The sequence below is a fragment of the Kitasatospora sp. NPDC028961 genome, assembly GCF_055564815.1.
The window spans coordinates 416,874-440,382 of record NZ_JBVHVO010000001.1 but is presented as its reverse complement, the minus strand read 5'-3'; the positions used below and the strand labels follow the sequence as shown (position 1 = coordinate 440,382).

Here is a 23,509-nt window from a genome sequence, read left to right as displayed (position 1 = left end):
GTCACTCCATCCTCTCAAGTTCGCTGGTGGCGGGGTCGGTGACGCGCTGGGCCAGGGCGGCAAGCAGGATTCGAGCGCCGTCAGGGCCGAGCGCCTTCTCAGCTTGCTCCAGGACACTGACAGCCAGGTTCTCGGCTTCCCGCTCGGCCTGCTTCGGCAGGTAGATCAGGGTGCGCTGTTCCGCCCCGTCCCTGTCGGTCAGGGTGAGCAGGCGGGCTTCGAGTTCCTCTTCGCCGTCTGCAGGAGCATCGCTTTTGTACAGGTGGCTGACGCGGTCGAGGGCACGGGCCATCTCTCGCACCCGGCGGCCGAAGACTGCGACGTCGTTGTCTGACCAGTCGCCGAGGGCGGCATGGGACAACCGGACGATCATCGGGTCCAGCCAGTCCTCGTCCGCCAGGTACTCATTGAGCGCTATGGCGACGAAACCGCGCAGCTCCAAGCTGAGCGAGACACCCGCAAAGCCCTTCAGCCGGGCCGCCAGTGCCTTGCGCAGCTTGGGCAGCGAGGACGGCAGGCGAAATTCGCGGCTGATCGTCTCGACCGCTTCCGCGCGCAGAGCGCGGTCGGCGCCGGCGATCTCGTCGGCCGCGGCGGCGAGCCGGTCGACGTAGCCCTTGTTGCCCGCCGTGCTCTTGCGGAGCTCGGGGGTGATCGGCTCCAGGCCGAGCGCCTTGGGAAGCACGTGGAAGAGCAGCTCGTCCGGATCCTGCGCCGTGAACAGGGCAGAACGGACGGCGAGAGCGTCCTTGCTGAGCCGTTGCGTGCGGCGGGCATAGGGAGTGAGCACCATGACCCGTTCCAGCAGCGCGCGGGTCACCGCGAGCAGCGCAGGGTTGCGCAGGGCCTGGGAACGGGGCGGCTCCACCTTGAGCGCCAGCGAGAGGTTCTTGACGACACTGTGCCGAAGCCCCTCACCGACGGGCGTGGCCTTGACGGAGAAGCGGCCGGGAGACTTCACCATGCGCTCGACCACGTCGGGCGTGAGCCGCGGCAGGTAGGAGCCGTCCTCGAACAGAGCTACGTCGTGACTGCGCAGGATGAGGGCGGTCACGACCAACAGGGGAACAACGCCAGCCTTGGCACCGTACGGCGGCACCATGATGACCCGGAAGATCCGCTCGAGGCTGGTGCGCTCGTGTGCCTCGGTCAGCGCCGTCTCAAGGGCGTTCCACGCCTCGTGGGTATGGGTGTGAGCGGGGCCAGGGCGAGAGAACCCGTAAGGCAGTAGCGAGGAGGATGACTGGTCGGCAGCGGCAGGGTTCTCGCGGTGCAGACCCATGTAGGCCAGTGCACCGCTGTACATCGATCGTTCGGCCGGGAATTTGACGATGCCCAGGTGCGGTTCGCCGGACTTCTGCAGCATCGCGGTCAGCAGCTCGCGGCGGCCCTTGGCGCCCTGGCTGCTCAACTCGTGGCGGCCGATGATCTCGTTGCGAATGTGCGGTGTGTGGGGGAAGACCCGGTCGCAGGCGGTGGATGCGAGCGAACTCAGGCTGCGACCCTCGATCACTTCTCCGTCCTCGGCATCGGCAGCGATGCCGGAGCGCCACAGCCGCCAGGTCGCGCGCTGTGTGGGCGGAAAGAAGGCGGCGCTGAGAAGTTCCAGCAACTCCCGCTTCGCACCGGACGTGCGTTCGCTGATCTCCCGCCTGGCAACGAAGTCGAGGGTTTTGTCGCGCTGCAATTCCTCCAGCGCGACAAGGTTGAACGCGGCCCGCAGGACGAGGTCGGGCTCCTCTGTGACGCCGAGGACCACGGGCAGGGAGGACTCGACGACAGGCCTGTCCTCGATCCCGCCGAGGTGGAAGACCAGGAGGCCGTCGGCGTGGTCGGCGAGTGCGTCCGGTCCCTTGAGCTGCTTGGTCTGCGCTGTGGTGATCTGGACGAAGAGGGCGCGGAGCATGCCCGTGACCTGGCTGTGCCGGCCGGCGGCCACTGCCACGGGGAGGTAGTCGCCGAGGCGCTGGGCAACCACGGTGTCGTCGAGGTGGCTGAGCGTCTCCTTCAGGCGCCCGTCGATGTCGACGTCGCTTCCGCGCCAGGCGCGGTACTCGCCGTTGAAGCGCCGATGAACCAGGAAGCCACGGGCCACCAGGTTGTTGAGCTGTTCTTCGAGGACAGCGAACGCCTTCGGATCAGCTGCCTCGCCGGGCTCGTGGAGGGCGTAGTAGACCATCGCGGCGGTCGCCCGCAGGGCGCCGTCCTCGTCGATCAGGTTGAGCATGCCCACCGTGCGCAGCAAATTCTGATCCGCGATGGACAGCCCGTTGGCCTGGGTGAGACGCGACTCGATCTCGATCCACTTACTGGCGTTGCTCGAGGCAAGCAGCGAGGTCCGACCAGAGTCGAGGAAGAAGTCGTACAGCTGTGGCAGCTTGACCGTGCTGGCACGGCGAGGCTTGTCGGTGGAGTGCATCGCCAGCGAGCGGCGGACGGTGTTGGGCTCGTCGTTGTTGAGGAACCCGGTGAGGCTGCGGTCGTGCTGGCCGATCTGCGAAGCGAGGAACGGTGCTGCGGCCGCGGTCAGGGGGTGGAGGGGGTAGAGGTCCGCGAAGTCCTGTGCCTTGAGGACGACGACGTCGTTGAGGCCGTGATCGCGCCAGGTCGTTTCAGCCGCCTCGGCATAGGCCATGATCAGCTTCTGGCCGGCCGCGGGCACCTCGGACTGGTCGAGGCGGCGACGCATCAGCTGCACGGCGTCGCCAAGGTGCGGGGCAAACGTGATGTCCTCGAACCGGCCCTGGATCTTCGCCCACTCGCGGGTCTGCAGCTCGCTGGACTGTCCCGCATAGTTCATGAACGACATGTGCTGAAGGGTCATCATGAACAGCGGCAGGCCCTTGGGGCCGGCGCTCTTCTCGGCCAGCTCCTGCAACAGGAACAGGTCCGCTTTGGCGGTGGCGAACTGGCTGTGTCCCGCGAGGTGTTCGAGGGTCTTGCCGAACTCGTCGATGACCAGTAGCAGCGGCTGCTGCGCACACAGGGCGGTCACTGCGGCGATGACGTCCGCGGGCTCGGCGGCCGTAGGGTCTTCGCATCGTGCCAGCGCTGTGGAGACCGACTTGGGCATGCGGGTCGGCCACCGACGCTGGGCCGCGGTGCGCAGGGCCCGGGACAGGGTGATGACGAGCGGTTCGCGGCGGGCGGTGGCAACGGCCCCGAGGAAACCGGCCGGTGCCAGCTCGTCGCGGGCTGCCGCAATCCGATGGGCCAGCCCGGCACTGGTGCCGGCCAGAACCTCCTGCGCTTCGGCCCGGCGCCCTTCGTCGTGACCGAGGAGGGCGTCGATGAGGTTGACGAGGGTGGACTTGCCCGAGCCGTATGCACCGGTGAGCGACCACGAGCGGGGGCGGCGGAGGTCACCGAGGGAGTTGGCCAGGCGGTCGAGCACGTCGAGCGCCCGGGTGCCCACGTAGGGCGAGTGGAGCTCGTCGAGGACGTCTCGTTCCACATTGGTGGAGCGCATCCGGGAACCGACGAGGTGGATGCCGGCCGGGAATTCGGTGCCACCGGTCTTACGGGCGGTCTTGGGCCGCGAGGGGGTCTCGGTGGTCACTCGGAGGTCTCCTCGATCAGGGGGAGCTGCTGCTCAACGGTGCTGCGGAGCTCCCGGGCCTCGGCGGCGGCGAGCTTGGGGTAGGAGCGGGCCCACTCTGCCCGGGTGGGGAAGCCCGGCTGCTTGCGGACGTGGTCGTACTGGGCGTCCAGGACGTCCCAGGCGAGCTCGAAGGGGTTGGAGGCAAAAACGAGACTGCGCTGGCCGACAGCTTCGACGAGCTGCAGGCCGGGCGTGGTGGCCGCGACTCGCTCCAGCGCCGCTGCGATGTCGGGCTCGCGGATGCGGAAGGCTCGCCCGGGGGCGCCGGGCTCGTTGGCGAGCCGGGCAAGGGAGATGGATCCGGCCTGGCGCGTGGTGGTGGAGGCGTAGTCCAGGCAGGCATAGGCGACGATCCGGTCCGGCAGGGTGACGCGAGTGCCAGTGGTGAACTCCCACTCCGTGCGGCCCGAGACAGGTTGTTCCACGGTCTCGATCAGGCCGAGCTCGCGGAACTGGCAGGCCAGCAAATCTTCGAGTGCGCCGGGTCCGCCGTTCTTGGCGCGCTTCGCCGGGACGTACATCTTGGTGATGCAGTCGACGTCCTTCTTGATGGACCCCTCCGCTGGTGCGCCCTCGTAGGAGAGGTTCACGTGGCGCACGATCAGCTCGATGAGGTCCTTCTCGGAGAATCGCGCGAACGGGGCGAGCTGGAAGGCGACGTACCAGGACGGCGCCCAGCTCTTGGCACCCGGTCGGGAGCTCAGCAGCCACCAGTGCAGCAGCCACAGGCTGCCCTGTTCTTCGAGGTACGGGTCGGCGCCGTCCTCGTCAAGGAGCCAGCGTGCCTCCCACGTGGGGTACGAGAGGAACGCGCGGGAGTTGCTTTCCTCGCCGTAGTGCTCTCGTGTCAGCTTGAACGCCCGTGACCAGTAGCGCATGGAATTGACCATGTTCTTACCGACGCCAAGGAGGACCGTGGCGTCCTCTGCGAGGAACGCCTCCGGGTTCTCCTTCACCTGCATGTACGCCTTATGGAGCCACCCGAAGCGCGGCGCGAACGTCTCGTGCCGCGAGAAGGAGGGGAGAGCGGCTTCCGCGAGCCGGCTATCTGACATGCGAGGTGTTCTCCGGGTCTGTTCAGGCTTGGATGATCTTTGAGTGAGATGAGCTATATCGCAGGTGCTAGGGCGGCCCGGACTTGTTGGACCGCTCGTACCGTGGAGGACACGGCTCGCTCGACGTCGTGGGTGGTCGTGGCGTACCCCAGGGAGAACCGAATGGTGCTGTCTGCCTCTTCCCGGCTGCGTCCCATGGCCAGGAGCACGTGGCTGGGACTGGGCGCGCCGGAGGAGCAGGCGCTCCCCTCCGAAGCTGCCACATCCGGCATCGAAGCGAGAACCGCATCCGCCGGAGCCCCGCGGAACGTGATACTGGTCACGCCGGGCAGGCGTCGTCCCGTTGATCCGTTGATCCGGCAGTCGCTGATCTGTTCAACGAGTGCCCCCTCCAAGGCGTCACGCAGCAGTGCGACCCGCCCCGCTTCGTCACCCAAGGCGAGGCGGGCGGCTTCGGCAGCCGCCCCGGCGCCGGCGATGCCAGCGACGTTCAGAGTGCCGGCTCGCCAGCCGCGCTCCTGTCCACCGCCGAGGAGCAGCGGGCGGTAGGGCAGGGGTGCGCCCCGGCGGACGAACAGCGCACCGACTCCCTGCGGTCCGCCGAACTTGTGCGCGGACAGCGACAGCAGGTCCACATCCGTCTCGGCGAGGTCGATCGGGAGCCGACCGACCAGTTGAGTCGCGTCGGTGTGGACCAGGGCTCCGGCCTCGTGGGCGGCCTCCACGATCGGCGCAAGATCCGTCAGCACACCCGTCTCGTTGTTGGCCGCCATGAGCGACACAACCGCGATCGTGCCATGGGCGAGCGCCTCGCGGAGGGCGGCCGGATCCACCAGGCCGTCGGTGTCGACGGGAAGAACCACAAGCGATCCAGGCGCATCGGCGGTCAGAGCCTTCGAGGTCTCCAGCACCGCCGGGTGTTCCACCGCACTCGTCACCAGCCGGCCGCCGGCGGAAAACGCCGCCCGCAGGGCGAGGTTGTTCGCCTCGGTGGCGCCCGAAGTGAAGACGATCTCCCCAGGAGAGCAGTTCAGGAGGGCGGCAACCTGACGGCGTGCCAGGTCAACGCGATCGGCGGCATCCCGGCCGGACCGGTGCGTGCTCGAGGCGTTGCCGACCGTACGCATGGCGGCGACAGCAGCTTCAAGAGCTTCGGGGCGAGCGGGGGCCGTCGCGTTGTAGTCGAGGTAGGCCGGAACCACATCAGGTGACTTGAATGTCACGCTCCACCCCATTTCGCTCTGCTCTGGTCGATCGACTGGTGGGGCGTCTCGTCCGGCGCGAGAACCTCCACCAGTAGTACCCCGCGATCCTAGCCGGATCGAAGGACAGACGGGGCGGAGGCTTGGTTTCCCCTTATCCGACGCGGGCCACAGCCAGCAAGGCGAACAAATGTTCCCACAGGTTGGCGCTGCCATTGAGGGGCCTAACCCCGTTGCCCAACAGGGAAGTTCGCTTACGGTCGAGAACTTCGCCGCCGCTGAGCAGCCGGATTTCCGGGGCCGACAGCGGCGTGTTGGCACGCAGAGCTAGGGTTTGGTCACCAACGGAGGGGCGAGGGGAAGGTCACACCGCAAGGTGGCCGGGTCCGGCAGAGGGGAATACCGCAGGTGAATGGCGATGGCGGAACGCGCACAGATCTGGCCAAGGCATGACGGGGTCACCGGGCATCCCGTTCGGGTCTGTCCTCGGGGGCGCGCCTCTGCCCTATATCCGGAGCCTTCTCGGCGAGCACGCCTGCGACCTCCTGGACCTCCTGCACCAGGGGCAGGACACCGAGGCAGCGTTGCGAAAGGTCGCGGCTTCGGCGGTCGCCCCCGAGCGGATCATCGGCGCCCCGGTCCGCCGCGCGGAGTTCCTGCAGCTGCTTCCTGAGGCAAAGCGGGCTGAACTCGCCGACCGCCTCGGCGGGACACCTGCCGGAACCACCGACCGCTTCCTTGCGGCCCTGCCGTGGTCTGCGGACCAGCGACGCACGCTTCTCGGGTTTCTGGGGCTCGTCGTCGACCGGGCGCCCGAGCCGCCCCCCGCGTTCCGGGGCTCCAGCACGCCGCAGTACGGGCTTTTCCCCCACCAGCGCCTCGCGGCCGGCCGCGTGCAGCGACTGCTGTACTCCGGGGAACGGCGCGTCGTCCTGCACCTTCCCACCGGTGTCGGGAAGACCAGAACCGGTATGAACATCATCTGTGACCACCTGCGGCGGCACGAACCGACCGTCGTGGTGTGGCTGGCCCGCGGACGTGAGCTCCTTGAGCAGGCAGCCGTGGAGTTCGAGAACGCCTGGACCGCTCTCGGCAACCGCGACGTGTCCGTGGTCCGGATGTGGGGGGACGCGCCGACCGACCTCGACGGAATCGAGGACGGCATCGTGGTCCTCGGCCTCGACAAAGCCACCGCGGCCGCCGGCACGGACCCGACGTTCCTCGACCGTCTCGGCATGCGCACCACGCTCACCCTTTTCGACGAGGCCCACCAGGCCATCGCCCCGACTTACCGCCGAACCGTCGACGCACTCACTCTGCGCAGCGACTCCAGCTTGCTCGGCCTCACGGCAACCCCCGGTCGGACCTGGGCCGACATCATCGAGGACGAGAAGCTGTCGGACTTCTTCGCACGCCAGAAGGTGATGCTGGAGATCGACGGCTACGACAACCCCGTCACCGCTCTCATCGAGCAGGGCTACCTCGCCCGCCCGTACTTCCGCACCGTGGCAGCCGAGTCCGGCACCACGCTCAGCAGCCGGGACAAGCAGGCCCTCGCCACCTCCTTCGACATCTCCGACACCCTCATGGCTCGCCTCGCCGGCAACGTGCAGTGGAACCTGCAGATCATACGGACGGTGATCGATCTCAGCCAGCGCCACCGCCGGATTCTCCTCTTCGCGGCCTCGGTCGAGCACAGCCGCCTGCTGGTGGCGATCCTGTCGGTACTCGGTCTCGACGCGGACCAGGTGACAGCCGAGTCCTCCCCCCGTCACCGCGATCGGGCCATCGCCAGGTTCAAGGGACAGGGCACCAGGCCGATGGTCCTCTCCAACTACGGCGTCCTGACTACCGGCTTCGACGCGCCGGCCGCGAGCGCGGCCGTGATCGCCCGCCCGACCCGGTCCCTGGTCCTCTACAGCCAGATGGTCGGCCGGGTCATCCGCGGCCCGAAAGCCGGCGGCACTCCGACCTGCGACATCGTCACCGTGATCGACCCCGCGCTGCCGGGCTTCGGAGACGTAGCGGAAGCATTCACCAACTGGGAGGACGTGTGGAAAGCCCGATGACATCCAAGTATTCGATCGTCACCTCTGACCTGACGGTCAAGGCGCTGCAGGACAGCGGCTACAAGTCCACCGCCCACGCCATCGCCGAGCTCATCGACAACGGTCTCGAGGCCGAGGCGGACCTCGTCGAGCTGTTCGTCGTGGAGGGCAACGAGCACACCGGCCAGCGAGCGCGGTACCGCGTCGAGAAGATCGCCGTCCTCGACAACGGGACCGGCATGGACCCCGAGACCCTTCGGCAGTCCCTGCGGTTCGGCGCCGGCACCCGCCAGCAGCGCAAGGGCATCGGCCGGTTCGGTGTCGGCCTGCCCAACTCGAGCATCTCTCAGTGCAACCGTGTGGATGTCTGGTCCTGGACCAACGGGCCCCAGAACGCCTTGCACACCTACCTCGACCTCAATGAGATCGGCAAGGGCCTTGAGGAGGTACCGGAGCCCAAGCTCGACGCCGTGCCCGACGAATGGCAGGCCCTGTCCGAGGGGCTGGGCAGCTCCGGCACCCTCGTGCAGTGGACGGAGCTCGAACGCGTCCAGTGGCGCGGCGCCCAGACCACCGTCGCCAACACCGAGAACCTGATCGGACGGATCTACCGGAATCTCCTTGCCAAGGGCAAGCGGATCAAGCTCGTCCCGGTGCGGGGCTGGGCCCAGCTCCCCGGCGCCGGTGACACCCGCCCGAACGACCCGCTGTACCTCATGACACCGAGCGCCACACCGGCACCGTTCGACAAGAAGCCGATGTTCCGGCCCTTCGGCGCCAGCAACACCGGCAAGGTCGGGGTCGAGAGGTTCATGGTCCGGGCCGCGAACGGGCACGAATACCCCGTGCACGTCCGCTCCTCCCTTGCAGTGGACTCCGCGCGTCGCACGGACGCGCCGGGCGAGCCGTGGCCGCCGAACGTGCCGCCGAGCCTCAAGCCCGGCGAGACGCCATGGGGCAAGCACGCAGCGAAGAACCTGGGAATCTCCCTCATCCGAGCAGACCGCGAGCTCGACCTCGACACCGGATGGATCAACTCCTACGACCCGGTCGAGCGCTGGTGGGGAGTGGAGATCGACTTCCCGCCAGAGCTCGACGAGGTCTTCGGTGTGACCAACAACAAGCAGTCCGCGACGATCTTCTCGAGCCTCGCCAACTTCAACTGGCGCGAGGAGGCAGCCGGACTGTCCTGGGAGGAGTACCGGGAGGAACTGCGCGACGAAGGCGATGCCCGCCTTCCGCTCATCGAGATCGTCTACCACATCCGCGAGAAGCTCCTCGGCCGCCTGCGCACCGAGCTCGCGCACCAGACCGAGGGCACCCGCTCCAGCCGCAAGCGGCACGAGGTGGCCGAGGTCCAGGCCGAGGTGGCGGTCCAGCGGCGGCGCACCGAGACCCGGCCCAGCCTGACCGACCAGCTCGCGGAAGAGACCACGGAGGCGGAGAGCAAGCAGCTCCAGTACGAGAGCCTGGTCGAAACGCACCGCTACAGCCCGGCCGACGCCCAACGCATCATCGAGGAGACGATGTCGCAGGGCAAGCACGTCCGCCTCCTGACCAGCCGCAACCCTGATTCGCCGGCCTTCTTCAACGTCGAGTACATCCCCGGCATGCTCCAGGTCGCCCTCAACATGGACCATCCGGTCTACAGCGATCTGATCGCCGTCCTCGACGGAGACATCGACGGCGCGAGCCGCGAAGAACTCGCCGAGCGTCTGACCCTGGCCGCCAACGCCTTCAAGCTCATCCTGATCTCCTGGGCCCGGTTCGAGGACGAGCAGCCCGAGAAGCCTCGCGAGCGCGCGAAGCGGATGCGCCAGGACTGGGGCCGCATCGCCAGCGAGTTCCTCGGTGCCAGCGACGCCGACGACGAGGACGACGAGTGACGCTCGACCACGTCTGGCGCCAGATCGAACAGCTCCTCGCAACCGCGACCGACCGCGTGATCCTGGTGGCACCCTTCATCAAGAAGGAGGTCTTCCAGGCGGTGCTCGACGCTGTTCCCGCGGATGTCGACAAGATCACCTGCGTCACCCGCTGGTCCGTTCCCGAGGTGGCAGCCGGCGTCTCCGACCCGGAGATCGCCGAGCTGGCGCACAACGACGGGCGTGCCACGATCCGCCTGTGCCACAACCTGCACGCGAAGCTGTACGTGGCCGATGGCCGCTGCCTCGTCGGGTCTGCCAACCTCACGGGCAAGGCCACCGGCCGTGTGCCGGCACCGAATATCGAGCTCCTCGTCGAAGCCGACACGGCCCACCCGGAGGTCCAGCGAGTCCTAGCCGCTCTCGAAGCCAACACGGTCCCCGGGACGGTCGAGCTGGCCGAACAGATCCGCGAACAGGCCGCCCTCATGCGGGACGACGAGGACAGCCCAGGTGTCGTGGTACCTGGCCACGGCGAACAGCCGGCACGATGGCTGCCGGAGACACGGAACCCGGACCGGCTCTACCGCGTCTACAACGGGCGACACCGCCACGTCGGCAGCGACGTGCTCATCGGCGTGCTTCGCGACCTCGCGCACCTCGATATCGGCCCCGGCCTCAACGAGCAGGCCTTCGGCGCAGAAGTACTGGCTCGCCTCCGCGCGATGCCCGAGCTGCACGCGCTGACGGCAGCGGGGCGGATGAGCCTCGCCGACGCCCAGGAGGAACTGCTGGCCGAGGGAGACCTGTCGGCCGAGCAGGCCAAACGCGCGGTCGAGACCATCGCGGCCTGGCTCCACTACTTCGACGACGTCCACTTCGTGGCCACCGGGCCCTGGGAGATCCGTCAGGGCAAGGAACTCGCATAGCGTCCCTGCTGGGGGTCGGGCGGCGCGGTAGTGCGCGCCGCCGGCTCCCGGCAGGCCCGGTCCCGGCGGGAGGGCCCAGCACGGAACCGAGCTGCGCGGTATTTTGAGGGGGCCCGCAACCGGGCTCGATCGTGGTGCGTACAGCGGAGAAGGCGCGGGACATGGCAGCAAGACGGGTCCCGTATCTGCTGGGGCACGCCGAAATCGCCGACCTCTTCGGCATCGAGCGCCAGACCTCGGCCAAGTGGCGCGTTGACGGCACGCTCGGCGAGCCGGATCTGCTCGCTTCGGGCAACCCGTACTGGCTGCTCGGAACCGTCCTCGAGCTTGATGGCCACGCCGGCCGGCACGTGACCGAAGATCGCCTACGACAGTACAAGGGGAAGATCCCCAACGGGTACCGCGTCGACACCCCTGAGCTGCTGCCCACCATCGCGGGCATCCAGGAAGTAGCCCTGGTTCTCGGCACCACCCAGCAAACGGTGTCCCGCTGGCGGCACCGTAAGCGGATCGCCGAGGCCGACCTGGAGCTTTCCCGATCCCCTCTCTGGCTACTCGACACCATCACCGCGGACGCCACCGAGCGCGGGCGCAGCCTTGTGATGGACGAGATCGAACGGCTGCAGGCCGGCGAGCGTCTCGCCCAGAAGCCGCGGGGCCGCAGAGCCGTGGCCGAGCCGAGGTCGCCCAAGAAGCCACTGCCCGAAGCGCAGAGCTTCACCAGTTCCGAGCACGAGGAAGCGCTCTCCTTCGTCACCGAGATGCTCGCCGAAGGACACACCACAGTCATCCGACCGAAGCGGTAGACACGCACGTCCAGGCAACTGGCTGCCCCGCTCCCACCCGCTCGCATCCGCCCACCCCCGAGTGAAATAAACAGTTGATGTGAGATACTCTATCCATAGAATCTCTCACATCGGGATTCACGCTCACCAGGGGGGCCTCATGCCACGCGACAACTGCGCCACCACGGCGCCGACCAACACCGGAAGTTCAATATCCACACCCTGTGGACAGGAAGTGGGCGCATGAGAGCGATCTCCTACGGTGGCGGGGTTCAGTCGACCGCGCTCCTCGTCCTCGCGGCCAAGCGCGAAATCGACTACACCACCTTCCTGTTCGCTAACGTCGGGGACAACAGCGAGCACCCGGCAACCCTCGCCTACATCCGCGACATCGCCGCTCCCTTCGCCGCAGACGCCGGTCTCGAACTGCACCGGCTACAGAGGACGCGCCGCGACGGTAGTACTGAGACGCTCATGGAGCGACTGAATCGGCCAGGCATCCGTTCGATCCCCATCCCGGTGCGGATGGCGAACGGAGCCCCCGGCCGCAGGTCCTGCACCGCGGACTTCAAGATCAAGGTGGTCGGACGCTGGCTCCGGCAGCACGGAGCGACCGCCAAGGCCCCGGCGACTGTGGGGATCGGTATCTCACTCGACGAGATCCACCGGGCGAACCGCCGCCGGAGCGAACCCCACGAGCAGATCGAGTACCCGTTGCTCGACCTACGACTGCGGCGCTCCGACTGCGAGCAGATCATCAAGGACGCCGGCCTCCCCGTGCCCCCGAAGAGCTCGTGCTTCTTCTGCCCCTTCCGCACCGTCGATGCCTGGCGCCAGCAGCGGCAGGCAGAACCAGAGCTCTTCGCCCAGGCGGTGGCACTCGAGAAGACCGTGAACGGCCGTCGCGCTGCCCTTGGCCGCGACCCGGTCTACCTGACCCGCTTCGGCAGGCCCCTCGCGGAGGCCATCCCCGCCCAGCGCGAAGCCCCGCCCGAGGAGACGGAGGACAGCAGCTGCGACTCCGGCTGGTGCATGACCTGACCACTCGCCGCCCGGCCAACCGGAGGACAGCACGGCTGCCCGAACCGCGGCCCGATAGAGTGCACAACTGGTAGAGCGCACCCAGACCAACCGCGCTTCCAAGGCCGTGACGGGGTGGAGATGCACGGAGCAAGGCTGGACAACCGGTACCGCCTGGACTCGATCCTGGGCGCTGGCGGTATGGGCCAGGTGTGGCGCGCCTTCGACGAACGGGTCGGTCGCCCGGTAGCAGTGAAGCTGCTGACGGGCGCCGACCCCGCCTCCGCCAACGTCGAACGGTTCGCCGCAGAGGCCAGGGCCGCCGGCAACCTCAGCAGCCCGCACATCGTGACCATCCACGACTTCGGCCGTAGCGGCCCTGACCACGGCCGTGCACCGTTCCTCGTCATGGAACTCCTCGAAGGGCTGTCCCTGGAAGAGGTCATCTCCCAAGGCGCCCTGCCGCCCGTGCAGGACGCCCTCGACTGGACCCGGCAGGTCTGCGTCGGCCTGGCCGCCGCCCACCGCGTCGGCCTCGTCCATCGGGACATCAAGCCCGCGAACGCCATGCTCCTGCCCGGCGGTACCGTCAAGATCCTGGACTTCGGGATCGCCAAGCACCTGTACGAGGACCTCGCCCTTACTGGGACCGGTCACGCCATCGGCACGGCCGCATACATGGCACCCGAACAAGCCCGAGGCGACCGAAACATCGGCCCCTCTGCCGATCTCTACGCCGTCGGCTGCCTGCTCCACACCCTCCTCACTGGCCAACCGCCCTTCACCGGAGCGCCGCTGGCCGTCCTCCACCAGCACCTGACCCGCACCCCCGAAGCCCCCAGCAGCCACCGCGCCTCAATCCCTGCCTCGGTCGACGAACTCGTCCTACAGCTGCTGGCGAAGGAGCCCAACGACCGGCCCGCAGATGCCGCCGAGGTCATCGAGGCGATCGACGCGCTGCTCTCGATCCCCCCACAGCGCCCACGCCCTATGCCGCCCCCCTCATCGGTCTCCCCGGACGTCTCGTCGGCCCCGACCAGGACCGCCTGGTGGGTACAGCCCGCAGCGCCACACCCTCCGACGGTTCTCGACGCACCCCCGGCCCGCACCCCGGCCAGCACCACGCCTGCTCAACGAGAGCCCGTACCTCTCGCCGAACCGACGGATTCCGAGCCGGAGGCCGCGCCCACGAAGCCCCGCACGGCGAGAAACGTCGCAATGGGACGAAGCGCGCTGGCAGGCGCCACGCTGATCGGACTGCAACTGGTCGCCTTCGCCTCCTGGTCGGTGCGCTGGACGGTCCCCGTTGCCATCGCTGCGGCTCTGCTGCTGGCCCTCGGAATGAAGTTTGACGTGCCCACAGAGGAAGACAAGGACGGTACGGGCGGGTTCTTCGTCTCCATGGGCGTGACCGCGGTCTCCTGCCTCCTCCTCCTGATCATCTCGCCCATGCCTTGGTGGAGCGTTCTGATCCTCAGCTGGGTGATGTGTCCCATCCTGCTCGTAGTCCAAAAGCCACTCGTGCGCGGGCTCGGGCGGGCATTTACGCGGCACCGGGCCGAAGTCCAGATGGGGGTCAGCGCCGGGCTGGTAAACGCCACGCTCACCACCGGCCTCCTCGCCGGCACCTGGTTGCCGGCTTTGGTCACCGGTCTTCTCGGAGTCCTCACCTGGATGGCCACGTCCGCCGCACTGGCCCTCCTGCTGCCCGTCCACACGTCGATCGGGTCCCGCGCCGTCCGTCAGAGCGGAGCGGGCAGGCACCGCTGACGGACGGCCCTGTGCTCGCACAACGGGCAGCGATCTGAATGGACTTGGTCGGCTGCGAGAAGGAGCCGTGCTCAGCGGGTACTACGGCGCGCTTCCCAGCGCCTGGATGACCGCTCGGATCGGGACGCGCTCTTGCTCCAGACGCAGGTATGGCCCATGGGTGCCGATGCGTAGTTCTCGGTCCACTGCGGCTTCGTCCGGGGTGAGGTGCAGTGGTGCCTCAGCGGTCTGGGTCTTCTCTTCGCCCCAGTGTGCTCGGTGGGCGAGGAGGGTTTCGCGGTCCATGAGGAAGGAGCGGGTGTGGGGGAAGTGGCGGCGAACGTGGCTGAGGATGGCGAAGCCGTGGGTGTCGATGTCGCCCCAGTAGCGGAGGTCGACGTCGGCGAGCCAGGGCAGGTACCGCAGGAGCGCGGCGGCGTAGCCGGCGCCGAGGATGGCGATGGCGCCGGGGACGTCGGGTAGCGACAGGTAGGTGATCTCGTTTTCGAGGACGAAGACGGTGTGGGTGCCTGGGGGTGGGGTGGTGAGTTCGTTCGCGCGGACGGTGATCTCGCTGAAGGGGCCTGGTTGGTTGCCGAGGTAGCGCAGGCGGACGTAGGGCGGCTTGGTGAGGAAGCCGTAGCGCTGGGCGAAGTCCGCCTTGGGGGTTCCGGTGTTGATGCGGTCGGCGGGCAGGGTGTGGTCGAGGAGTTCGCCAAGGATGCCTTTGTTGGTCTCGATGAACTTGGTGTCGACGCCGGCGACGTCGACCTGCCGGAGGTAGATCGGGCCGGTGTCGTGGGTGCGGATCCAGTGGACGGTGTCGACGAGCCGCTGCCAGTGGGCGTGGGCTTGGAGCGCCTTCATGGGGTTGGCGGTCATCCACTGGGCGAGGTGCGGGTCCTGCTGTGCGGTGCGGCTGTGGAGGGTGTGGAAGAGGTCGACCTGGGCGTCGACGCCCAGGATCGTCCAGAGGGCCTCGCGGGTGTCGACCCAGACCCGGTCGGGGATGGTGTTGGTGGGGGTGTTGTTGCGGCCACCGATGGTCTTGGTCTGGATGCGCAGGTGGGGGTGCTGGCGGGCGGCCCAGGACTCTGCCCATGCCCGTGCCTGGTCGTAGTGGCGGAGAGTGTCGGCCGCGACGGGGCCCTTGAGGGGGAGGCCAATGGGTTCGAACGGCTGGCCCTGGGCGGCGGCTGCCAGGAGGTGGCCGGCGGTCCACTTACGGCGCAAGGCCGTGACGACCTGGTCGGGGCTGGTCCACTGGGGCCCGGTCACGGCTGGACCTCGGGCTGGTGGAGCGGCTGGCGGGCCGCTGCCTGCTGGTCGCGGAATTCTTCGATGGTGAGTGTGGCCATGTGGGAGTGGACCTTGTCGGGTCGGTAGACGTAGCCGACGCGGTTGACGTGGGGGTCGATGACGTGCAGCTTCTGCAGCGGGGTGACGACGAGGAGCTGGAGCCCGAGGCGGTGGAAGAGGCCGAGCCCGAAGTGGGCGGCGTCGTCGTCGCCGCGGCCGAAAGCTTCGTCGATGACGACGAAGCGGAACGACTTGTCCTTCTTGGCCGTGGTGTCGATGTGGAACTGGTGGGCCAGTGAGGCGGCCAGGACGGTGTAGGCGAGTTTCTCCTTCTGGCCGCCGGACTTGCCGCTGGAGTCCGAGTGGATCTCGTACTCGGTGCCGTCTGAGCGCAGGTGCTCGCTGGCGGAGAAGGTGAACCAGCGGCGGACGTCGGTGACGCGGGCGGTCCACTCGGCGTCCCGGTCGCTCTGTCCGGGGCGGCCCTTGAACCGGTCGAGGAGGCGCTTCACCTGCAGGAACTTCTCCTCGGTGTAGGTGCCGTCGGTGTCGGTGGCCATGGTGTCGGTGGTGCATTCGCGCAGGTCGCGGCGGAAGTCGCGGATCTCGACGTTGGCGGTGGGTGCGGCGTTGAGGCGGACGTAGCGTCCGGGGTTGTAGTCGATCTCTTCCAGCGACTCGTTGATGACGTCGATGCTCTCGCCGATCTCCTGCTCCTGGGTGTGCAGGCGGGCCTGGAACGAGGCGACGTCGCGGATGACGTTGGTGCGCAGGTAGTTCTGGAACTGCGTCTCGAACCGCGGGAGGTCGTCGCTGACGAGCCGGCTGTGGAGTGCCCGGTAGTTCTTCGCGGAGGCGAGGGTGTGGTCCAGCTCTGTCGCGTCCTGCGGGAATTCGGTACGGAAGGCCGCCATCTTCATCGTGGCGGTGCTGGTCGCGGTCTGCAGGGCCCGTGTCTGGTGCTCGATCGTACGGTTGAGTTTCGTGGCCGCCTGGCTCTCGGCGCCCCGGAGGAGTTCGAGGTCGTCCTCGCTCTGGTCGGTGGCGGGCAGGAGGGCGGTGAGCGCCGTGTCGTGCTCGGCCACCGCTGTGAGGTCCGACTGTTCGAGGAACGCGGTGGTCGTGGTGAGCTGGGACTGCACTTTCTCGCTGTCGCGCCGGACGCCGCCGAGTTCCTCCAGCGCCTTGTCGGCGGCGTCGCTGCTCTGCCTGAACTCGTCTTCGGTCTTCTTCAGGTCGGCGGTGAGTTGGTCGAGACCGGCCTCGGCGACGAGGGCCTTCTTCTGTGCTTCGACCTGCTCGAGCTCGGCGACGGACGCCTGCCAGTCGATGTCGGTGTAGGAGCCGATGTTCGCGAGGAGTGTCAGGGCCTGGCCCTCGCCTGCTCTGGCCTTGTTGGCTTTCTCGATCTCGCGGGTCCGCTTGGTGATGGCCGCGCTCTGCTCGGTCAGCTGGGTCGCCTGCGCGAGCAGCGCGTCCAGTTTCGCCTGGTTGGACCAGCCGAGTACCCAGGACCTGCGGTCGTCGATGCGGGAGGTGTCGTTCTTCTCGTGCCGACCGCCGCCGCCCTTGATCAGGCCCTGCTGTGTCACGGCCGGGCGGGTGAAGCGGGTGAAGGCGTCCATGTCGGCGGCGCACAGGTAGTCGGCGCGGCTTCGCAGCTGTGTGGCGAGCCAGTCGCGTCCCCAGCTGTCGTCCCTGATCTCGAGTTTGCCCAGCAGCAGGTCCCGGTCCTGCGGCAGTTCGACGGCCGGTGTGTGGGCGGGCACCTTGTAGTAGACCAGGCGCAGTCCCAGGTGTCGGCCGTTCACCCAGGCCGACACCTGGGTGTAGTGGGCTTCGGGCACCAGGAGGGACAGGGCGAATCCGCGCAGGACGCGCTCGGCCGCGCCGGCCCAGGTGGCTTCGTCGTCGCGGACCTGGATGAGCTCTCCCGCGAACGGCAGGTCGTCGGCCGAGATGCCCACTGCTGCCGCGAGGTTGTGCCGCAGTTCGAGTAGGTGGGAGGGGATGCTGGAGCGCTGGTTCTGCAGGCTGGTGATCTCGCGGCGGATCTCACCCGATTCCTCGGTGTTGTTGTGGCGCTCCACGGCAAGGCGGTCGAGTTCCTCGCGGGCCCGCTGATCCTGCTGGGCGTCCCGGGCGCGGGCTTCGGTGATCTGTTCGGAGCGTTCGTGGAAGGACAGGGCGTCGGTGACCGGCTTCAGGCCGGCCTTCTCCAGCCAGCCCTCGTACGTAGCGGCTCGCTGCCGGCGCTGGTCACGCTCGCGGCCGAGGTTTTCGATGCTGACGTCGAGGCGCAGCAGCTTCTCCCCGCCTGCGCCGTCGATCCGGCGCTGCAGGATGTCGGCCATCTCGCGCAGCTGCTGCTGCTCGGCCTTGCGCCGCTGCTGTTGTTCGACGAGTTCCTGGATGCGGGTGCGCAGTTGCTTGTCGCGCCGGCGCAGGATGCGCTCGTGGTGCTGGGCGAAGAAGACGGGGAGGATGTCGCGGCGGCTCTGCAGCGTGTCGATCTCACGCTGGATGCCGTCGCAGCTGTCGCACGCTTCCACGATCGGCCCGAGAGCGGTGATCATCGCCTTCGCCCGGACGACTTCGTCGTGGCTGGCGGTCAGCGCGTTGAAGTGCGCGACGATCTTGTCGACCTCGGCCTTGGCGTTGAACGGTTCGAGCATCCGCTCGCGGACGAACTCGTCGAGGCTTCCGACGGCCTTCATCGACACCGTCTGGTGGAACAGGTCCAGGGCCTGGTCGCTGGGGATGCCGAGGCCGCGCCGCAGGGCCTTCGCGTAGGGCGGGTAGCTGGTGTGGATTGTCGCCTTGCTGCGCCGCAGTCGCTGGCGCAGGTCGTTGATGTCGGTCCCGAAGTCGGTGAAGTGCGTGGCGATGGACATCGGCTCGTCGGCGGTGACGTAGAACCGGTCGGGCTGGCCGGTGTTGGCGTCGGGTACCCAGAACACCTGGGCGAGGGTGACGTGGATGCCGAGCGTGTAGTTGGTGAACACGCCCAGGATCACGCTGTGCGAGGAGGAACCGCGAAGGCCGACCGGCCGGGTGCTGTTCGTCGCCTCGACACGCTCGCTCCGGTGGTGGCCGAGCACGTACGAGCGCAGGTTCCGCTCTTTCGCCTCGGCGCCGGCGGCCTTGTTGTAGGCGATCTTGTTGGCCGGCAGGAGCAGGGTGGTCATCGCGTCGACCAGCGTGGACTTGCCGGACCCCACCCCGCCGGTCAGCAGGGCGCTGTGGCCGTCGACGTCGAAGGCCCAGATGGTGCGGTGGAACGTGCCCCAGTTCAGCACCTCCAGGCGGGACAGCCTGAAGCCCGGGCCGACAGCGGGAGCGCCACCGGCGAAAGCCGACTGCCGCGGGATGAGGGCCGATACCGGCGTGGTGGTGCTCACTTGTCGTCCTCCGGCGTGATGGTGTCGCGGTAGGTGGAGAGCAGGTCGCTGAAGTCGTTGACGACCTGGGCGTCGACGAGGGCCTTGATGTGCCTGCGCACCTCGTACAGGCCGGCCTGCTTGGTCTGGCGCAGTGCCTTCAGGTCGCACAGCTTCTTGATGTGGCCGTCGATCTGGTCGACCAGCTGGGCCTCGTTGCTGCGCGGCGGCAGGAACCCGCGGACCATCTCGACGAGATCGTCGCGGGACATCAACAGCCGAGTGTCACCCGAGGTCGCGTCGCTCTCCGCGAGGCGTCCTCGCAGGAGGACCAGCATCAGGCTGACGGCGAAGGACAGGCGGTGGCGTGTCACCAGCCGCGGCACCGTGACGCCGTCGTCGCGGGCCTCCTGGTCGAGCTGGCGGGTGTAGGCGTAGCCCTCCGCCAGGTCGACCACGACGTCCAGGCCCATCACGCGCAGGTAGTCGCCGATGGCCGTTTGATGAGCGGTGATCTGCTCCCAGACCGCCGGCGCGTCACTCTGGTACAGGACACCGGCCTTCAGCAGCTGGACCACGGGCACAGACAGCGCGTCACTCACGCCTGTCCCTCCTCTCCGGCGGCCGTGCCGCCCTCGTTGAGCACGAACGTCACCTGCGGGACCGTGGCCACGGTGCGCTCCGGGGCGTTGACTCGCTCGTACACCAGGTCGTGGCTGTGATCGAGGTCGATCACAACGTCGAGGCCAGGGCGTTCCAGTTGGAAGTACGTCAGCAGTTCGGCCAGCCCCAGCGTCAGGGGATGACGGTCGACGACCGCGGCCAGGTTCGCCTGGCCGCTCGGGCTCTCCCCGAGCAGCGTCAGCACCTGGGCGGCCAGTGCCTCGCCGTCCACGTGCACACCGGCGAACAGCTCGGAGACGTCCACGTCCGTCTCGTCGGACGCCTCGCCCGCTGTGCTGTCCAGCTCCACCCGCTCGACCGGCATGTACAGGCGCCGCTCCATCGGCAGGACCAGCTCCACCTGGGGTGCCTCCAGGTCCATGCCCGGGAGGTCGCGGTGGCCATCACTCACCAGCTCCGTGACCAGGCGCTGGATGGACCGGGTGAGGGCCAGGACCCGGCGGTCCTCCTCCCTGCCGCGGTCGGTCAGGAAGCGGCGCAGCTGCTCGGTGAGCTGGCGGACCGTGTCCTGGGTGCTCTCGGCGGCCTGGAGCCACGCGCGGGGGATCTTCAGCAGGTTTCTGTTGGTCTTCCCGTCGAGCTGCGGCAGCCGGTTCACCTGCTCCAGGAGATCGCGCAGTTCTTCTTGGCGCTGAGCGGACAGCAGGTAGTCGAAGAAGGCCTGGAAGCTGCGGCCCTGGTCGGATTCGGCGATCATCTCGCGGTCCATGAGGAACGCCGCCAGCAGGTCGCCCTTGCCGCCGTCGGCCATCGCCACGTCCTGGCGAAGGCGCCGGTCCAGCTCCCGAAGGTTCGCCTCGACCTCGCGGAAGTCCCGGAGCAACTCGATCGCCGTGCTCTCCACCTGCTGGTAGCGGTCCAGCAGGGCCACCGGCGACAGCACCTCGACGTCGCCCGCGCGCAGCTGCGCGATCTGGGCGTCGATCAGGTCGCGTTCACGGCTGAGTTCGTCGATGCGTGCCTGGGGGTCCATCTCGGTACCGAACGCCATCTGCCGCAGCAGGTCCACGATGGTGCTCAGCCTGGACTCGGTTCCGATGAAAGAACGCGCAGGCAGGGCCCTCACCCACGCGACGGCCTTCTCCAACGCACTGGTCGCATCGAAGTGCGCCTCGTCCTCACCGAGCGGGTAGTACTTGCGCAGCCATCCGCTGTTGGTCCACTCCGTCAGGTACTCCGAGGCCGACCTCGGGTACGGGCCGAGCGCCCGCTCATTGAGGTCGTACAGCTGGTCGTCCAGGCGGGAGACCAGGACCGTTTCGGGAACCCCACGCTCATTCTCATCGACGAACACCGTCGCGCAGAACGCCAGGACCAGCGGCGCGTTCTCCGCACACAGCAGCCTCCACGCCGGATGCTTGAGCAAGCCGGTGACATCGTCGAATTCCATGCATCCCTACCTGGGCCGGACAGGTTCAGCGCCGCATTGGGCTCGGACCCGATCGGCGGTGCACACCCTAAAACCAGGCACTGACAAAACCGGATAATCAGACATATTTTCGATTCATCCTGTACCTTGTTCTCCCAGCGAGGATCCGGGCAGCCTGGACCGGACTGGCCACCTGGGGTCCTTCCGTAGGGCATGCTGGTGACGTGAGCAGGTATGCGGAGGCAAGGCTGCACGCCGTACCGGACACCCTGGCGGAGCTGGCAGGGCCGGTCCACGATGAGGTTCGCCTGCCTCGCCACATCGACTGGGGCCCGGAGTACACCTACGACCTCGCCGACCTCGCCGACCTCGCGGTCATGTACGAGCGTGTCGTGCGCGAGGCACGGTCCGTGGAGGAACTGCGGCAGTACATCGACGGTGCGACGCTGCGGCACCTGTGGCCACAGTTGATCATCCCCACGCCTGCCCGGATCCAGTGGGAACGGCGGATCCCACAGCTGCGGCAGCAGGCGACGGCTGCGTAGTGGACGAGCTGCACGGCCCGCCTGATCCGGATCTGCCTGGACGCGCTGGCCGACGACTTCGGGTTCGCCCTCGCGGGCGGCTACGCCGTCCAGGCCCACCAGATCGTGAACCGCCTCAGCGACGACGTCGACCTGTTCACACCGTTCGAGCGCAAGGAGCAGCTGCCGGCCGCCACCGCGCGCGTCGTATCGGCCCTCGACCGCGAGGGACTGCGAGCGGATGTCGCCACCAGCTTCGACACCTACGTCCGACTGCAGATCACCGACCCGGGCTCCGGCCGGGAGACCAAGGTGGAACTCGTCGCGGAGTTCCTGTCCCATCCACCCGTCGACGGGACACTCGGACCGGTCCTCCACCCGAAGTCCGCGACTTCATCGACGTCGACGGCATGCTCCGCGCCGGATACACGCCCGAGCGCCTCATCGCGCTCGCCGCCGACCGCGACGCCGACTTCGACACCGCCGTCCTCGCCGACATGTTCGCCACCGTACAGCGCTTCAGCGACCACCAGTTCGCCGCCTACGGCCTCGACACCGCCCACGCGGCCACCATCCGGGACACCTTCCTGCACTGGCGGAACCAGTTGCTCTCGCTCAATCCCAGCGGCCCACGCAGCGCTGCAGCCCGCACCCGGTCGATCGCGCCCACCTCGCACACAAATCCCCCGGCCACCGAACCGCAGAACCCTCCACACTCATCGCAACAGGACGGCCGCACCCACTGACGGAGCAGGGCCCGGGAGCCCCCGGATCAGTTACTCAGTGCGACCAATACGGGGCTACAATCGCGCGCAGCGGGACCAAGTGCCACCCAACCCGTTTCATGATCGCTGCACATGCGGGCACCCCTCGGGCACTTTCGGGACCGTTACAGCCCCGGAAACCCGCCCGACACCGTCCGCACAATCCAAAAAACCGCAGGTCAGAGGCTTACACACGGCCAAGCCAGGGCAATCCATCAGCGCAGAGTGCCCACCGATCCACGCAAATGGCATGCGTTGGTTTCGAGGGCAAATCGGGCACGGTTCCATGGTCACAAAAAAGCCCAACTCCCGCTTCAAATGCGGGAGTTGGGCTTTGCCTTGAGCCGCCTATGGGATTCGAACCCATGACCTACGCATTACGAGTGCGTTGCTCTGGCCAACTGAGCTAAGGCGGCACCGTTGCCGCACGTGGTGGCAACGCGGGCCAGTCTACACAGGTTCGCGGGTGATCCGTAACGGGGTTCCGCGGCGGTGGATCAGGCGGAGGAGACGGCCAGTTTGGCGGCGAAGCCGGCGAAGAGGACGGCGACGCCGCTGGTGAGGCCGGCGGAGAGGCGCTTGCGGCGGCGGAAGGCGGTGGCGAGGGTGGTGCCCGCGAAGATCAGCATGGAGAGGTAGAGCAGGCTGAAGGTCTGCAGGATGCCGCCGAGGAGGGCGAAGGAGAGGGCCGGCTGTCCGTAGGACGGGTCCACGAACTGGGTGAAGAAGGAGAGCAGGAAGAGGATCGCCTTCGGGTTCAGCAGGCTGATCACCAGGGCGCGGCGGAACGGGCGCTCGGTGGAGTCCGGGACGGCGGCCGCGGCGGTGTCGGGGGCGACCGCGGCGGCGCGGTGCTCGCGCCAGAGCTGGCGGGCGGCGCGGAGCATGCCGACGCCGATCCAGAGCAGGTAGGCGGCGCCGCCGAACTTCACCACGGCGAAGACCGCGGGGTTGGCCTCCAGCAGCGAGGCGGCGCCCAGCGAGGTGAGGCTGATCAGGGTGAAGTCACCGACGAAGACGCCGGCGGCGGCGGTGTAGCCGGTCCGGACGCCCTTGCGGGCGGCGACGGACAGCACGTACAGGGAGTTGGGGCCGGGGAGGAGGATGATCACGAGGGCGCCGAGGATGTACGTCGCCAGGTCGTTGACTCCGAGCACGGTGGGCTCCGGTGGGGGTGGCAGGGGCTGCGGGGCGCTCATCGTAACGTCGCACCGGTCGGCGGTTGAAGCCGAAAT

Annotated in this window: 16 protein-coding genes and 1 tRNA gene; 8 read left to right on the top strand and 9 right to left on the bottom strand. The window is 68.1% G+C overall.

Going from position 1 to position 23,509, the window contains the following annotated elements:
• Position 1: 1 nt before the first annotated feature.
• From ACZ4UX_RS01925 to ACZ4UX_RS01915, 3 genes are read right to left on the bottom strand one after another with little or no spacing between them, the layout of a single operon-like run.
• Positions 2 to 3,559, bottom strand: a complete 3,558-nt coding sequence (locus tag ACZ4UX_RS01925; protein WP_465704935.1) for an ATP-binding protein — start codon at positions 3,557 to 3,559, stop codon at positions 2 to 4.
• Positions 3,556 to 4,656, bottom strand: coding sequence for a DUF4007 family protein (locus ACZ4UX_RS01920; protein ID WP_465704933.1), 1,101 nt, complete (start codon positions 4,654 to 4,656; stop codon positions 3,556 to 3,558). The genes ACZ4UX_RS01925 and ACZ4UX_RS01920 overlap by 4 nt, the downstream gene beginning before the upstream one ends.
• A gap of 53 nt (positions 4,657 to 4,709) precedes the next feature.
• Positions 4,710 to 5,879, bottom strand: a complete 1,170-nt coding sequence (locus ACZ4UX_RS01915; protein WP_465704931.1) for a cysteine desulfurase family protein — start codon at positions 5,877 to 5,879, stop codon at positions 4,710 to 4,712.
• A gap of 428 nt (positions 5,880 to 6,307) precedes the next feature.
• On the opposite strand from ACZ4UX_RS01915, the gene ACZ4UX_RS01910 reads away from it, so the two are divergent.
• The 6 genes from ACZ4UX_RS01910 (at position 6,308) to ACZ4UX_RS01885 (ending at position 14,275) form a co-directional block, all read left to right on the top strand.
• Entirely contained in the window at positions 6,308 to 7,927 is a 1,620-nt protein-coding gene (locus ACZ4UX_RS01910; protein ID WP_465704929.1) for a DEAD/DEAH box helicase, read from the top strand.
• Complete coding sequence (locus tag ACZ4UX_RS01905; RefSeq protein ID WP_465704927.1) at positions 7,924 to 9,792, top strand: ATP-binding protein; 1,869 nt, start codon at positions 7,924 to 7,926, stop codon at positions 9,790 to 9,792. The genes ACZ4UX_RS01910 and ACZ4UX_RS01905 overlap by 4 nt, the downstream gene beginning before the upstream one ends.
• On the top strand, positions 9,789 to 10,700 hold the full coding sequence (locus ACZ4UX_RS01900; protein ID WP_465704925.1) for a phospholipase D family protein: 912 nt from the start codon (positions 9,789 to 9,791) through the stop codon (positions 10,698 to 10,700). The genes ACZ4UX_RS01905 and ACZ4UX_RS01900 overlap by 4 nt, the downstream gene beginning before the upstream one ends.
• A 161-nt stretch (positions 10,701 to 10,861) precedes the next feature.
• Positions 10,862 to 11,506, top strand: coding sequence for a hypothetical protein (locus tag ACZ4UX_RS01895; protein ID WP_465704923.1), 645 nt, complete (start codon positions 10,862 to 10,864; stop codon positions 11,504 to 11,506).
• A gap of 222 nt (positions 11,507 to 11,728) precedes the next feature.
• Positions 11,729 to 12,526 carry a phosphoadenosine phosphosulfate reductase gene (locus ACZ4UX_RS01890; protein WP_465704920.1) on the top strand — a complete coding sequence of 266 codons (798 nt, stop codon included), beginning with the start codon at positions 11,729 to 11,731 and terminating at the stop codon, positions 12,524 to 12,526.
• A 120-nt stretch (positions 12,527 to 12,646) separates the two neighbouring features.
• Positions 12,647 to 14,275 (top strand): serine/threonine-protein kinase, encoded by a 1,629-nt coding sequence (locus tag ACZ4UX_RS01885; RefSeq protein ID WP_465705399.1) that lies wholly within the window; start codon positions 12,647 to 12,649, stop codon positions 14,273 to 14,275.
• Between the two features lie 81 nt (positions 14,276 to 14,356).
• Here the strand turns inward: ACZ4UX_RS01885 and ACZ4UX_RS01880 are convergent, their stop codons facing one another.
• The 4 genes from ACZ4UX_RS01880 to ACZ4UX_RS01865 are packed head-to-tail and all read right to left on the bottom strand — an operon-like array spanning position 14,357 to position 21,007.
• Positions 14,357 to 15,532, bottom strand: coding sequence for a Wadjet anti-phage system protein JetD domain-containing protein (locus ACZ4UX_RS01880; protein WP_465704918.1), 1,176 nt, complete (start codon positions 15,530 to 15,532; stop codon positions 14,357 to 14,359).
• On the bottom strand, positions 15,529 to 18,954 hold the full coding sequence (locus ACZ4UX_RS01875; RefSeq protein ID WP_465704916.1) for an ATP-binding protein: 3,426 nt from the start codon (positions 18,952 to 18,954) through the stop codon (positions 15,529 to 15,531). Before ACZ4UX_RS01875 ends, ACZ4UX_RS01880 begins: the two co-directional genes overlap by 4 nt.
• A complete protein-coding gene (locus ACZ4UX_RS01870; RefSeq protein ID WP_465704915.1) occupies positions 18,951 to 19,535 on the bottom strand; it encodes a DUF4194 domain-containing protein in 585 nt (194 codons plus the stop codon). Before ACZ4UX_RS01870 ends, ACZ4UX_RS01875 begins: the two co-directional genes overlap by 4 nt.
• Positions 19,532 to 21,007, bottom strand: coding sequence for a DUF3375 domain-containing protein (locus ACZ4UX_RS01865; protein WP_465704913.1), 1,476 nt, complete (start codon positions 21,005 to 21,007; stop codon positions 19,532 to 19,534). Before ACZ4UX_RS01865 ends, ACZ4UX_RS01870 begins: the two co-directional genes overlap by 4 nt.
• Before the next feature lie 203 nt (positions 21,008 to 21,210).
• Between ACZ4UX_RS01865 and ACZ4UX_RS01860 the strand changes: the two genes are divergently transcribed.
• Positions 21,211 to 21,531 (top strand): hypothetical protein, encoded by a 321-nt coding sequence (locus tag ACZ4UX_RS01860; RefSeq protein ID WP_465704911.1) that lies wholly within the window; start codon positions 21,211 to 21,213, stop codon positions 21,529 to 21,531.
• Positions 21,532 to 21,920: 389 nt separating this feature from the next.
• Complete coding sequence (locus ACZ4UX_RS01855; RefSeq protein ID WP_465704909.1) at positions 21,921 to 22,256, top strand: hypothetical protein; 336 nt, start codon at positions 21,921 to 21,923, stop codon at positions 22,254 to 22,256.
• 360 nt (positions 22,257 to 22,616) lie between these two features.
• Here the strand turns inward: ACZ4UX_RS01855 and ACZ4UX_RS01850 are convergent.
• Together ACZ4UX_RS01850 and leuE are read right to left on the bottom strand one after the other, a co-directional pair.
• Positions 22,617 to 22,690, bottom strand: a tRNA-Thr gene (locus ACZ4UX_RS01850).
• A gap of 81 nt (positions 22,691 to 22,771) precedes the next feature.
• Positions 22,772 to 23,431 (bottom strand): leucine efflux protein LeuE, encoded by a 660-nt coding sequence (gene leuE / locus ACZ4UX_RS01845; RefSeq protein ID WP_465704907.1) that lies wholly within the window; start codon positions 23,429 to 23,431, stop codon positions 22,772 to 22,774.
• Between the last annotated feature and the right edge of the window lie 78 nt (positions 23,432 to 23,509).